This is a genomic window from Acinetobacter baylyi DSM 14961 = CIP 107474 (assembly GCF_000368685.1).
GTDB lineage: Bacteria > Pseudomonadota > Gammaproteobacteria > Pseudomonadales > Moraxellaceae > Acinetobacter > Acinetobacter baylyi.
In genome coordinates, this window is sequence record NZ_KB849631.1 from 181,146 (window position 1) to 194,702 (window position 13,557).

8 protein-coding genes, 2 tRNA genes and 3 rRNA genes are annotated in these 13,557 nt (G+C 44.7%); 5 read left to right on the plus strand and 8 right to left on the minus strand.

What is annotated here, in order from left to right:
- Positions 1 to 18: 18 nt before the first annotated feature.
- Positions 19 to 1,143: a TDT family transporter gene (locus F952_RS16540; RefSeq protein WP_004930964.1), complete on the minus strand. Its 1,125-nt coding sequence runs from the start codon at positions 1,141 to 1,143 to the stop codon at positions 19 to 21.
- Between the two features lie 208 nt (positions 1,144 to 1,351).
- On the opposite strand from F952_RS16540, the gene ribF reads away from it, so the two are divergent.
- From ribF to F952_RS16565, 5 genes are all read left to right on the plus strand, one after another.
- Positions 1,352 to 2,353 (plus strand): riboflavin biosynthesis protein RibF, encoded by a 1,002-nt coding sequence (ribF, locus tag F952_RS16545; RefSeq protein WP_004930967.1) that lies wholly within the window; start codon positions 1,352 to 1,354, stop codon positions 2,351 to 2,353.
- Positions 2,354 to 2,417: 64 nt separating this feature from the next.
- The gene (ileS, locus tag F952_RS16550; RefSeq protein ID WP_004930969.1) at positions 2,418 to 5,255 is read left to right on the plus strand and encodes an isoleucine--tRNA ligase; all 2,838 of its coding nucleotides are present in this window, start codon (positions 2,418 to 2,420) and stop codon (positions 5,253 to 5,255) included.
- Positions 5,248 to 5,787 carry a signal peptidase II gene (gene lspA, locus F952_RS16555; RefSeq protein ID WP_004930972.1) on the plus strand — a complete coding sequence of 180 codons (540 nt, stop codon included), beginning with the start codon at positions 5,248 to 5,250 and terminating at the stop codon, positions 5,785 to 5,787. The genes ileS and lspA overlap by 8 nt, the downstream gene beginning before the upstream one ends.
- Entirely contained in the window at positions 5,780 to 6,262 is a 483-nt protein-coding gene (locus F952_RS16560) for an FKBP-type peptidyl-prolyl cis-trans isomerase (protein ID WP_004930977.1), read from the plus strand. The genes lspA and F952_RS16560 overlap by 8 nt, the downstream gene beginning before the upstream one ends.
- Before the next feature lie 98 nt (positions 6,263 to 6,360).
- Entirely contained in the window at positions 6,361 to 6,903 is a 543-nt protein-coding gene (locus F952_RS16565) for an NADPH-dependent FMN reductase (protein ID WP_004930980.1), read from the plus strand.
- A gap of 220 nt (positions 6,904 to 7,123) precedes the next feature.
- On the opposite strand, the gene F952_RS16570 is transcribed toward F952_RS16565, so the two are convergent.
- The 7 genes from F952_RS16570 to F952_RS16600 form a co-directional block, all read right to left on the minus strand.
- The gene (locus F952_RS16570) at positions 7,124 to 7,435 is read right to left on the minus strand and encodes an ankyrin repeat domain-containing protein (RefSeq protein ID WP_004930982.1); all 312 of its coding nucleotides are present in this window, start codon (positions 7,433 to 7,435) and stop codon (positions 7,124 to 7,126) included.
- Positions 7,436 to 7,488: 53 nt separating this feature from the next.
- Positions 7,489 to 8,103, minus strand: coding sequence for a glutathione S-transferase family protein (locus tag F952_RS16575; RefSeq protein WP_004930985.1), 615 nt, complete (start codon positions 8,101 to 8,103; stop codon positions 7,489 to 7,491).
- A gap of 178 nt (positions 8,104 to 8,281) precedes the next feature.
- A 5S ribosomal RNA gene (gene rrf / locus F952_RS16580) occupies positions 8,282 to 8,396 on the minus strand.
- A gap of 194 nt (positions 8,397 to 8,590) precedes the next feature.
- Positions 8,591 to 11,480 (minus strand): 23S ribosomal RNA (locus F952_RS16585).
- Between the two features lie 361 nt (positions 11,481 to 11,841).
- A tRNA-Ala gene (locus tag F952_RS16590) sits at positions 11,842 to 11,917 on the minus strand.
- A gap of 36 nt (positions 11,918 to 11,953) precedes the next feature.
- Positions 11,954 to 12,030, minus strand: a tRNA-Ile gene (locus F952_RS16595).
- A gap of 60 nt (positions 12,031 to 12,090) precedes the next feature.
- A 16S ribosomal RNA gene (locus tag F952_RS16600) occupies positions 12,091 to 13,557 on the minus strand; the annotation flags it as partial.

The following is a 13,557-nucleotide window of genomic DNA, read 5'->3' on the forward strand; positions in this document are numbered from 1 at the left end:
CTAAATTATCAGCAAGATTTATGCCGTTTCAGATTGTGCGCACGCCTTTTGTTGTTGCTGTAATTGCTGCAAGCAAGGTGAGAAAAACAATTGCCCACGATACGCCCCCTGAATCGTCTTAACTGCAACGCAACTCCATAATCCAACCAATATAACACTTAAAATTACTGCAATATGATCAAATGCATTCCAACCGAGCAATTGTCCGAGCTGACTAAGCGCTAGCGTAAAAACACCTAATGGAAAGGTAAGCCCCCACCATCCTAAATTAAAAGGAATACCATGTTTAAGATGATGCAAGCTCGCAAACATCGCGATTCCAAGCCACCATACACCACATCCAAGTAACACCAGACTGATCAGCTTTGCAGCTTGCTGTAGAAAAATACCAAAACTTTGCATTCCGATACTTTGTAATACATCGGGTGCATGTTGTCCTAATAACATCATGGCCAGTGCACCTGTACCAATTGGACCAATAGAAAGCCAGCTTGAAATTGCCAGTTCTTTTTCAGGCAGCTTATGCAGGGCCAGTCGTAATATCAACAAACTCAGAATTGCAAATGCAGGCAGTACAGACATGCCCCACAGCATATAACTCAGCCATAAAATTGAAATTGCCTGTGTACTATGTACAAACTCTGCCACCAACAGTCCGCCTGTCGCAGCCGCCACTTCGGCCGCTACGATGGGTAATAACCACATAGCGGTAATACTGTGCAAATGATGTTGCTGACGACTGAACATAAAATAAGGTACAACCCATCCAATCGAGATGACCAATACCACATCGATATACCATAACCACAACGCCAATTGTGGAAGATGCTGACCGAATACCGTATTTCCATACATGAGTAAGCCATTAATTAGGGTAGCCAGTGCCATCGGAATCGCCCCTAGAAAAAGACTCATGCTGGGATGATGAAAAATCTGTCTTGCCTCATGAGGAAATAAAGACCATCGAAGCATATAAAGGATACAAAATACACAAAATAGACATGTGTTGATCAACCAAAGTGCTGCACCTAGCGTATGTAATTCGGAAAAATGCCCCAATACAATGGCGACCACACCTGTTCCCATAATGGTGGTAAACCAATTTGGGGTAAATTGACGTATGATATTTCGCGTGTTCACCATATTCTTCCCGAGCTAGAAGTGACACGATCATGATAGCCAACAATTAAAATAAGAAAAATTGATTTATTTTTAATTAATACATCAGTTAAATTTATAATTAATCATAAAAATGTTAAGTTTTCTTTTGCATAAAAACACAACAACAAGACGAATCCATTAGATTATGGCAATATATAAGCCTTTCAAAAATTAATCTTCACTGAAGTCCATGAAACTGCTCCGTCTTAATGCGTTATCGCCAGATTTTGAGTTAGCTGCCACTGCGGTCACGATTGGCAATTTTGATGGCGTCCATCTTGGACATCAGGCCATGATTAGTCAGCTTAAAAATATTGCAGATGCGAACAGCCTGAAAACGTTAGTGATGATTTTTGAGCCTCAGCCGCTTGAATACTTCAAGGGTTATGAAGCACCGCCACGCATCAGTTCACTCAGAGAAAAAGTCGAATACTTGACTGAATTGGGCGTCGATTATATTGCGATTGCAAAATTTGATCATTATTTCCGTGGACTCAGTGCCCAAGAATTTGCAGACCTACTCAAATTTAAGCTGAATGCCAAACAGCTTGTACTGGGTGACGATTTTCATTTTGGTAAAAATCGTCAGGGAAATAGTGAATTTTTACGGGATTATGGCTTTAAAATCACCAACCTTGACACCATAGAGTTCAAAGGAGAACGTGTCAGTTCCACCCGTATTCGTCAGGTTCTGGCAGAGGGTGATCTGGCATTGGCAGCCAAGTTACTTGGACGTCCATATAGTATGATTGGTCGTGTGCAATATGGTGACCAAATTGGTCGTACACTCAATTTTCCAACCATCAATGTCCGTTTAGGCCGGCATAAACCGTGTCTGAGTGGTATTTATGGTGTAGATGTCGTCTGTGAAACAACGTCTTTACGCAAGAAGATCATGCATGATCCGAATGCACCTAAAGGTATTGCAGGCTACGACCCAGACAGCTTATATGGTGCGGGTCATGTTGGAACTCGTCCTGCCATCAAACAGGCGCATCCCGAATGGCGATTGGAAGTACATTTTCCAGAAGTTTCTGCTAATCTGTATGGCCTATTAATGCGGGTGACGTTTTTACACTATTTACATGGTGAGCGAAACTATCCTTCGCTAGACGCGCTGAAAGCTGGGATTGACCAAGATGTTGAGGATTTGCTCGAATTTCGTAAGCAAAATACCCAACGCCCTTTTTAATTTAAAATTTTTGATGTTAAAAACACGTCAGCTTTAACGCTGATCGAACTGGAAGACAACTTGCATGAGCGATAAGCAAACTCCTGAAAATGCAGTGGACTATAAAGCCACGCTAAACCTGCCGGGCACCGAATTTGCCATGAAAGCAAACTTGGCCGTGCGCGAAGTGAAATGGTTAGAAGAGTGGTATGCCGACAACATTTATCAGAAGATTCGTGCATCGCGTATTGGTAAGAAAAAATATGTTTTACATGATGGTCCTCCTTATGCCAATGGTCAGATCCATTTGGGTCATGCCGTCAATAAAGTCTTAAAAGATATTATCGTCAAAAGCCGTGTCATGGACGGTTTTGACGCACCTTATGTGCCTGGCTGGGACTGTCATGGTTTACCAATTGAGCTTAAAGTTGAAGAAAAAGTCGGTAAGGTCGGTGTGAAGGTCGATGCCTCAACTTTCCGTAAAGCGTGTCGTGAGTATGCGTTGAGTCAAGTCGACTTACAGCGTAAAGACTTTATTCGTATGGGCGTATTTGGTGACTGGCAAGACCCTTACTTGACCATGAACTTTAAGCAAGAAGCCGATATTGTTCGCTCACTTGGTGAGATTCAGAAAGCAGGTCATATCGAGCCTGGCTTAAAACCAGTGAACTGGTGTATCGACTGTGGTTCTGCATTGGCAGAAGCAGAAGTTGAATATGAAGATAAAAAATCCGATGCGATTGATGTCGGTTTTGGCGTGGTTGATCTGAATGATTTAAGTGCCCGTTTAAACGTAGAAGTTCAAGATCCAACTGATATTGTGATCTGGACGACTACACCTTGGACATTGCCTGCTAACCAAGCGGTTGCTTTGCATGCCGAGATTGACTATCAATTGGTACAAGTACAAAGCGATCGTGGTACGCAAAACTTTATCTTGGCCAAAGATCTGGTCGAATCTGCGATTGCTCGCTATAAGCTCGAAAATCCAGTGGTATTGGCTGATTTTAAAGGTGCGGTACTTGAATTACTTCAGTTACAGCATCCACTCTTGGCAGATCGTCAGGTTCCTGTGATCTTAGGTGAACACGTCATTGCAACTAGTGGTACAGGTGCGGTTCATACTGCGCCAGGTCACGGTACTGACGACTATAAAGTGGGTCTGATTTATAACCTTAAAGTCGATAATCCTGTGGGCGGTAATGGGGTGTATTTACCAACTGCGCCAATTTTCTCGGGTGAGCATATTTATAAAGCCAACCCACAAATCATTGAAGCATTGGGTGCAACAGGTCGTCTTTGGGCACATCAACCCATTGTACATAGCTATCCACATTGCTGGCGCCATAAAACTCCAATTATTTTCCGTGCGACACCGCAATGGTTTATCAGCATGGATGCCAAAGGTCTACGTGAATGTGCCCTCAATGCGATTGAAAATGACATCAGCTTTGTACCAGACTGGGGTAAAAACCGGATTGAATCGATGATTGAAGGTCGTCCAGACTGGTGTATCTCACGTCAACGGACTTGGGGTGTGCCAATTCCATTTTTTGTACACAAAGATACCAACGAACTTCACCCGCGTACCCCTGAGCTGATTGAAGAAGTTGCTCAGCTCATTGAGCACGAAGGAATCGATGCCTGGTTTAACCGTGAAGCCAAAGACTTCATCGGTGCCGATGCTGAACACTACAATGCCGTCCGAGATACCCTTGATGTCTGGTTCGACTCTGGTACAACACACTATGCAGTATTACGTCAGCGTGAAGAATTGACGGATCCAGCAGATTTGTATCTGGAAGGTTCAGATCAGCATCGTGGCTGGTTCCAGTCATCATTGCTGACATCTATTGCCATCAATGAACGTGCACCATATAAGGGTCTGCTCACACACGGTTTCGTGGTCGATGAAAAAGGCCGCAAGATGTCTAAATCTTTGGGCAATATCATTACGCCGCAAGACATTATCAAAGATATGGGTGCTGATGGTTTACGTTTTTGGATTGCATCTAGTGACTATCGCTATGAAATGACTGCAGGTAAAGAAATTTTCAGTCGTGCGTCAGATGGTTATCGTCGTATTCGTAATACCTTGCGTTTCTTGTTGGCGAACCTAAATGGCTTTACACCATCGACGGATGCATTGCCTGTTGATCAACTGATCGCATTAGATCAATACATCCTACAACGTGCGGCTGAGGTTCAGAAAACCGTTCAGCAAGCCTATGAAGACATGAACTTCCATATTGTTTGTAGCGCTTTGACCAACTTCTGTATCAATGACTTGGGCGGTTTCTATCTCGATATTATTAAAGATCGTCAGTACACCACCAAGGCAGATTCAGCAGCTCGCCATTCAGCACAAACTGCGTTGTATCATTTGGTTCAAGCCTTTGTTCGCTGGATGAGCCCTATCTTGAGCTTCACTGCACAAGAAGCTTGGCCGTTGATTCCAGAGCAAACCGAGCAATATGTGTTTACTACTGAGTGGTACGACATTCCAGTCGCATCGACTGCCAACCTGATTTCAGAAGCAGATTGGCAAACATTAATTAGCGTAAAATCAGCAGTAAATAAACAGATTGAAGCGGCACGTAATGCCAAACTGGTGGGTAGTAATCTTTCTGCCAAAGTTGAAATTTGGGCCAAAGACGAACTTCAAAGCGTATTAAACCAATTGGGTGACGAATTGCGTTTTGTCCTGATTACCTCTCAGGTGAATGTTTATCCGTATGCAGAGCAAGGTGAAAGCACTGAAATGGATGGCTTACGCGTGCAAATTTCGGCGGCTGAAGGTGAAAAATGTGTACGTTGCTGGCATGTTCTCCCCGATGTAAATACTCATGCAGATCATCCAGGTTTATGCGGTCGTTGCATTATTAACGTCACGGGCAGTGGCGAAGTGAGAAAATATGCCTAAGCTTGAAGCAAAAAAAGGCTTATTCCAGTTTTATCCGCATAATCTAATTTGGCTTGGACTTTCAATCCTTGCCATTATTATTGATCAGTGGACAAAATGGATTGCAAGTACACATTTAAATTACGCTGATCCTGTACCTGTACTGCCTTTTTTAAACTGGACACTGCTGCATAACTACGGTGCAGCCTTCAGTTTTCTCTCCGACGCTGGTGGCTGGCAGCATTATCTATTTACTGGGCTGGCGGGCATTGTTTCGATCATTTTTATTTTCTGGCTCATGCGTATGCCTAAAAATGCAATGATTTTACCTGCGGCCATTGCCCTGATTTTGGGTGGTGCGCTGGGTAATCTAATTGATCGAATGACTTTGGGATATGTCGTGGATTTTATTCATATCTATTATCAAAATCATCATTTTCCAGCCTTTAACATTGCCGACAGTGCCATCACAATCGGTACAATTTTATTGTTAATTGACACGTTTTTTCTTGAAAAACAACGTATCCAACGCGCAGAAGTGAAGCATGACTGAGATTATCCAACCCAACGAAGAAATTCGTATTCAGGAAGGTGCACATGTCGATTTGCATTTTTCAGTCGCCATTGAAAATGGTGTCGAAATTGACAACACCCGTAGCCGTGAAGCGCCAGTCAGCCTGACCATTGGCGATGGCAATTTACTTCCTGGTTTTGAAAAAGCTCTTTTTGGCTTACGTGCAGGCGATCGTCGTACTGTACATTTACCACCAGAAGATGCCTTTGGCCCATGGAATCCAGAAAATATCCAAAAATTTGATACAGTCAAATTTGAGCAGCGCCCAATTGTGGGACATATGATTGAATTTGAAGATAAAGCCAAAGCCACCTTGTTTGGTGTAGTGAAATCAGTCAACGACGATATTACCGAGATTGATTTTAACCATCCATTGGCGGGAAAAAACATTGCGTTTGAAGTTGAAATCTTTAAGGTCACCCCTGCTGGGCAGCAAGGCGTGAAATTAATGTAATACAAAAAGCTCTCATCGGAGAGCTTTTTTTAAGCTTGAAAATAAGTATAAGATGGTCAAAAGCAAAGCAATATATCAATAAAACACAGGATAATCATATGCTCATTTATATTATCGTTGGAAGTGTCCGAGAAGGCCGTACTGCGATCAAAGTCGCAAACTGGGTTTTTGATTACTTGAAACAACATCACCAAAGTTCTATTCAAGTTGAACTGATCGATTTAAAAGAATGGAATTTAGCACTTTTTGCAGGTAGCCATCCCCCTGCGACAGGTATTTATGATCTACCCAAACAGCAAGCATGGGCAGATAAGATTGCTCAGGCTCATGCTTTTATCCTGATTAGTCCAGAATATAATCACGGCTATAGTCCTGCACTCAAAAATGCACTCGATTACCTTGGTAAAGAATGGAAAAACAAGCCGGTTGCCTTTATTGGTTATGGTTCTACCAATGGCTCACGATCGATCAGCCAAATTCGTCAAGTCACTTCTAGTTTAGACATGATCGACCCAAATGCTGTTATTGAAATTCGAGATATTTTTAAGCGCAATAAAGAAGACAAATTTGAACCTAATGAATTTGAAATAAAAGCACTAGATGGAATGGTTGAGAAACTTAAAAAATACGCGATCAACTGATGTGTCAGCAAAAGCCTACAAGTATCGTGGTGAATAACCAATATCGTGATTAACAATTTTTAACTAAGATACAAGACATAGAGAGACAGGAAGTCTCATTGAAAATAAGAATACACAGGACGTGGTCGTGAATAGGATATTAACGACACAATAATCGGAATACAAAGAACCTCTGTCAGGATGATAGGGGTTCTTTTTTGGCTAGCATTTTTAGATTTGACTATACATTTTTTAAGTACTGCACAACTTGTGTATTTTGTGCCATTTCAGCCAGCTCCAATGCTGTATATTGGCCTTTAGAGCTGATATTGGCACCTTTACTTAGCAAAAGTTTTACAACATCGAGATGATCATTTTCAGCAGCAGCCTGAAGGGCACTGTAACCTTCTTCATCGCTCTGATTTGGATCGATACCGTCTGCGAGTAACTGCCTTACGCGCGCTGTATCACCAAGTGATGCCCAGTACACTAGCTCAGGGAGTTGAACATCATCCTCTTGATCTGACAGAGATGAAATACTATTAATTTTCATTTTATCAACTCTCTTATAAAATAAACTGGCTTTTACCTTACAATCACAATGTTTTATACAGCAGTTGTTTGTGTATTCATTCCAACATACCCTGCACTGTTTGCAATACGCTGACACCAGCGCTGTATATTCGGATATAAATTTAGATCAAAACCACCTTCATCAGCCACATGCGTGTAGGCATACAAGGAGATATCTGCAAGTGAAACCTCCTCACCTAACAAATAGTGATGTCCATCGAGTGCCTGTTCTAAAATCGCAAGAACCTTATGTCCTTTAGGTTGTAACTTTTGATACTCCTCAAGACGGGCCTCTGGCATGCCTTGATATTTCTGGATAAATCGAGCGACAGCAATGCACGGTTCATGGCTATATTGTTCAAAGAACATCCACTCATACATTTTAGCTTTCTTATAACGATCAGACGGAATAAAATGCGTTCCTTCTGCAAGATAGCCTAAAATTGCGTTAGATTCGGCAAGTAGTTGACCATCTTCTAGCTGTACAACTGGAATTTTTGCATTTGGATTCATTTTTAAAAATTCTGGCGTGTGTGTCTCTGCTTTTAACACATCAATATGAATCCATTCATGTGCAAGTTCCAGAAAATTCAATAATAGTTTAACTTTATAGCAGTTCCCCGACTGAATATCTCCATAAACTTTCATAAGTACGTCCAATATTATTTTTTATTCATCATAACGTAAAGTCATCCATGCGCTGCGTAGATTTTGTATTTTTCTAATTTCGATATCAGCTTTTTATTTCTTTTTCTATTCCTTTCTATTTATTTCTTTGCATAAAAAAAGCCCCCTGGCGTTTGGCCTGGGGGCTTTAGTATTTAAAAGCTGGCGATGACTTACTCTCACATGGCTAACGCCACACTACCATCAGCGCGAAGAGGTTTCACTTCTGAGTTCGGGAAGGGATCAGGTGGTTCACTCTTGCTATTGTCGCCAGCAAACTGTTTATGGACATTTTCGGGTCTTATTTTGACTGTGGATTGTATTTCACAGTGTGTGCCGTACTTTGTACCAAATGAGTTTAACGGATTGGACTATTGAGTCGGTATTGTAACTAGTTCATTAACTAAATCAAGTTTGAATTGATCATTTGTATGAATTTATCTTGATACAACAACTGTTTGGGTGTTGTATAGTCAAGCCTCACGAGCAATTAGTATTGGTCAGCTTCACATATCACTATGCTTCCACATCCAACCTATCAACGTCCTAGTCTTGAACGGCTCTTTAGAGGAATAAATTCCTAGGGAAATCTTATCTTGAGGTAGGCTTCCCGCTTAGATGCTTTCAGCGGTTATCCCTTCCGAACATAGCTACCCGGCGATGCGACTGGCGTCACAACCGGTACACCAGAGGTTCGTCCACTCTGGTCCTCTCGTACTAGGAGCAGATCCTCTCAAATTTCCAGCGCCCACGGTAGATAGGGACCGAACTGTCTCACGACGTTCTAAACCCAGCTCGCGTACCTCTTTAAATGGCGAACAGCCATACCCTTGGGACCTGCTTCAGCCCCAGGATGAGATGAGCCGACATCGAGGTGCCAAACACCGCCGTCGATATGAACTCTTGGGCGGTATCAGCCTGTTATCCCCAGAGTACCTTTTATCCGTTGAGCGATGGCCCTTCCATACAGAACCACCGGATCACTAAGACCTACTTTCGTACCTGCTCGACTTGTGGGTCTCGCAGTTAAGCGCGCTTTTGCCTTTATACTCTACGCGTGATTTCCGACCACGCTGAGCGCACCTTCGTACTCCTCCGTTACTCTTTAGGAGGAGACCGCCCCAGTCAAACTACCCACCAGACATGGTCCTCGCCCCGGATTACGGGGCAGAGTTAGAACCTCAACATTACCAGGGTGGTATTTCAAGGATGGCTCCAATGGAACTGGCGTCCCATCTTCAAAGCCTCCCACCTATCCTACACAAGTAAGGTCAAAGTTCAATGTCAAGCTGCAGTAAAGGTTCACGGGGTCTTTCCGTCTAGCCGCGGGTACACCGCATCTTCACGGCGAATTCGATTTCACTGAGCCTCTGCTGGAGACAGCGCCGCCATCATTATGCCATTCGTGCAGGTCGGAACTTACCCGACAAGGAATTTCGCTACCTTAGGACCGTTATAGTTACGGCCGCCGTTTACTGGGGCTTCGATCAAGAGCTTCGCTTACGCTAACCCCATCAATTAACCTTCCAGCACCGGGCAGGCATCACACCCTATACGTCCACTTTCGTGTTTGCAGAGTGCTATGTTTTTAATAAACAGTTGCAGCGGCCTGGTTTCTGCGGCTGTCAATCGCTCAGGGAGCAAGTCCCATCACCATCAACAGCGTACCTTCTCCCGAAGTTACGGTACCATTTTGCCTAGTTCCTTCAGCAGAGTTCTCTCAAGCGCCTTGGTCTACTCGACCTGACCACCTGTGTCGGTTTCGGGTACGATTCCTGTGTAACTGTAGCTTAGAGACTTTTCTTGGAAGTATGGTATCAGCCACTTCGCTAGTAAACTAGCTTGCTATCGACTCTCAGCATAGAGCACCCCGGATTTGCCTAAGATGCATGCCTACTGTCTTCCACCTGGACAACCAACGCCAGGCTGACCTAACCTTCTCCGTCCTCTCATCGCATTACACAGAAGTATTGGAATATTAACCAATTTCCCATCGACTACGCCTTTCGGCCTCGCCTTAGGGGTCGACTCACCCAGCCCCGATTAACGTTGGACTGGAACCCTTGGTCTTTCGGCGAACGGGTTTTTCACCCGTTTTGTCGTTACTCACGTCAGCATTCGCACTTCTGATACCTCCAGCAGACTTCTCAATCCACCTTCATCGGCTTACAGAACGCTCCCCTACCACGTAACTTAAAGTTACATCCGCAGCTTCGGCACATAGTTTTAGCCCCGTTACATCTTCCGCGCAGGCCGACTCGACTAGTGAGCTATTACGCTTTCTTTAAAGGGTGGCTGCTTCTAAGCCAACCTCCTAGCTGTCTATGCCTTCCCACATCGTTTCCCACTTAACTATGATTTTGGGGCCTTAGCTGGCGGTCTGGATTGTTTTCCTCTTGACTACGGACGTTAGCACCCGCAGTCTGTCTCCCGGATAGTACTCATAGGTATTCGGAGTTTGCATCGGTTTGGTAAGTCGGGATGACCCCCTAGCCGAAACAGTGCTCTACCCCCTATGGTATTCGTCCGAGGCGCTACCTAAATAGCTTTCGGGGAGAACCAGCTATCACCAGGCTTGATTAGCCTTTCACCCCTATCCACAAGTCATCCCCTGGCTTTTCAACGACAGTGGGTTCGGTCCTCCAGTTAGTGTTACCCAACCTTCAACCTGCTCATGGATAGATCGCCTGGTTTCGGGTCTATACCCAGCAACTATACGCCCTATTAAGACTCGGTTTCCCTACGGCTCCCCTATGCGGTTAACCTTGCTACTGAATATAAGTCGCTGACCCATTATACAAAAGGTACGCAGTCACCGAACAAGTCGGCTCCCACTGCTTGTATGCATGCGGTTTCAGGATCTATTTCACTCCCCTCACAGGGGTTCTTTTCGCCTTTCCCTCACGGTACTGGTTCACTATCGGTCAGTCAGGAGTATTTAGCCTTGGAGGATGGTCCCCCCATATTCAGACAAGGTTTCACGTGCCTCGCCCTACTCGTCATCATTGTGTGTGCCCTTTCGTGTACGGGAATATCACCCTCTACGTTCGCACTTCCCAGAGCGTTCCACTAGAACACACACAACTTAATGGGCTGTTCCCCTTTCGCTCGCCGCTACTAAGGGAATCTCAATTGATTTCTTTTCCTAAGGGTACTGAGATGTTTCACTTCCCCTCGTTCGCCTTGCATGACTATGTATTCATCATGCAATACCTATCTTATGATAAGTGGGTTTCCCCATTCAGACATCTCCGGATCACAGGATATTTGCCGCCTCCCCGGAGCTTTTCGCAGGCTATCACGTCTTTCTTCGCCTCTGACTGCCAAGGCATCCACCACATGCACTTAATTACTTGACTATACAACCCCAAACAGTCGTTAACCCTTACAAGTCAGGTTAAGACAGAACTAAGTTACCTTAGCTCCACAGCTTGTTGTTTCGTGAACTTAATCACCGTACAGCTTCAATCTAAATTCATATACCAAAACGCTTGATTCAGTTAATTTGCTAGTTCTCATTCACATTCAAATTGCTTTGTTTGTGTTTGAGTGAACAATTTATTTCAGACTCAATATTTTCCAATCTGTTAATGAATTAATGTGTCTTCGTCAGATCACACTAAACTGTGATAAATCACAGAACTTAATAAAACAAGATCTCATGATCTTCTTTTTACTAAGTTCTATAATCTACACCTTAGCCGTACTCTTTAAAGTACGTGGTGGAGACTAGGAGAGTCGAACTCCTGACCTCCTGCGTGCAAAGCAGGCGCTCTACCAACTAAGCTAAGTCCCCAGCTTATATCATTAATGTATCTTTCAGCCGTAGACTTGGTGGGTCTGACAAGACTTGAACTTGTGACCCCACGCTTATCAAGCGTGTGCTCTAACCAACTGAGCTACAGACCCTCAGATACATCTTAGAAGAACAACTTGTTGTGGATTCTTACCAACCAATCAATCTTTCGTTAAGGAGGTGATCCAGCCGCAGGTTCCCCTACGGCTACCTTGTTACGACTTCACCCCAGTCATCGGCCACACCGTGGTAACCGCCCTCTTTGCAGTTAGGCTAGCTACTTCTGGTGCAACAAACTCCCATGGTGTGACGGGCGGTGTGTACAAGGCCCGGGAACGTATTCACCGCGGCATTCTGATCCGCGATTACTAGCGATTCCGACTTCATGGAGTCGAGTTGCAGACTCCAATCCGGACTACGATCGGCTTTTTGAGATTAGCATCCTATCGCTAGGTAGCAACCCTTTGTACCGACCATTGTAGCACGTGTGTAGCCCTGGCCGTAAGGGCCATGATGACTTGACGTCGTCCCCGCCTTCCTCCAGTTTGTCACTGGCAGTATCCTTAAAGTTCCCATCCGAAATGCTGGCAAGTAAGGAAAAGGGTTGCGCTCGTTGCGGGACTTAACCCAACATCTCACGACACGAGCTGACGACAGCCATGCAGCACCTGTATGTAGATTCCCGAAGGCACCAATCCATCTCTGGAAAGTTTCTACTATGTCAAGGCCAGGTAAGGTTCTTCGCGTTGCATCGAATTAAACCACATGCTCCACCGCTTGTGCGGGCCCCCGTCAATTCATTTGAGTTTTAGTCTTGCGACCGTACTCCCCAGGCGGTCTACTTATCGCGTTAGCTGCGCCACTAAAGCCTCAAAGGCCCCAACGGCTAGTAGACATCGTTTACGGCATGGACTACCAGGGTATCTAATCCTGTTTGCTCCCCATGCTTTCGCACCTCAGCGTCAGTGTTAGGCCAGATGGCTGCCTTCGCCATCGGTATTCCTCCAGATCTCTACGCATTTCACCGCTACACCTGGAATTCTACCATCCTCTCCCACACTCTAGCCAAACAGTATCGAATGCAATTCCCAAGTTAAGCTCGGGGATTTCACATTTGACTTAATTGGCCGCCTACGCGCGCTTTACGCCCAGTAAATCCGATTAACGCTTGCACCCTCTGTATTACCGCGGCTGCTGGCACAGAGTTAGCCGGTGCTTATTCTGCGAGTAACGTCCACTTATCCTGGGTATTAACCAGGTAAGCCTCCTCCTCGCTTAAAGTGCTTTACAACCATAAGGCCTTCTTCACACACGCGGCATGGCTGGATCAGGGTTCCCCCCATTGTCCAATATTCCCCACTGCTGCCTCCCGTAGGAGTCTGGGCCGTGTCTCAGTCCCAGTGTGGCGGATCATCCTCTCAGACCCGCTACAGATCGTCGCCTTGGTAGGCCTTTACCCCACCAACTAGCTAATCCGACTTAGGCTCATCTATTAGCGCAAGGTCATAAAGATCCCCTGCTTTCTCCCGTAGGACGTATGCGGTATTAGCATCCCTTTCGAGATGTTGTCCCCCACTAATAGGCAGATTCCTAAGTATTACTCACCCGTCCGCCGCTAAGGTTAGTACCGAAGTACTTTC

Excerpts from the sequence above, each read along its gene's own strand:
- F952_RS16540 (WP_004930964.1), bottom strand. The coding sequence starts at position 1,143 with ATGGTGAACACGCGAAATATCATACGTCAATTTACCCCAAATTGGTTT.
- ribF (WP_004930967.1), top strand. The coding sequence starts at position 1,352 with ATGAAACTGCTCCGTCTTAATGCGTTATCGCCAGATTTTGAGTTAGCT.
- ileS (WP_004930969.1), top strand. The coding sequence starts at position 2,418 with ATGAGCGATAAGCAAACTCCTGAAAATGCAGTGGACTATAAAGCCACG.
- lspA (WP_004930972.1), top strand. The coding sequence starts at position 5,248 with ATGCCTAAGCTTGAAGCAAAAAAAGGCTTATTCCAGTTTTATCCGCAT.
- F952_RS16560 (WP_004930977.1), top strand. The coding sequence starts at position 5,780 with ATGACTGAGATTATCCAACCCAACGAAGAAATTCGTATTCAGGAAGGT.
- F952_RS16565 (WP_004930980.1), top strand. The coding sequence starts at position 6,361 with ATGCTCATTTATATTATCGTTGGAAGTGTCCGAGAAGGCCGTACTGCG.
- F952_RS16570 (WP_004930982.1), bottom strand. The coding sequence starts at position 7,435 with ATGAAAATTAATAGTATTTCATCTCTGTCAGATCAAGAGGATGATGTT.
- F952_RS16575 (WP_004930985.1), bottom strand. The coding sequence starts at position 8,103 with ATGAAAGTTTATGGAGATATTCAGTCGGGGAACTGCTATAAAGTTAAA.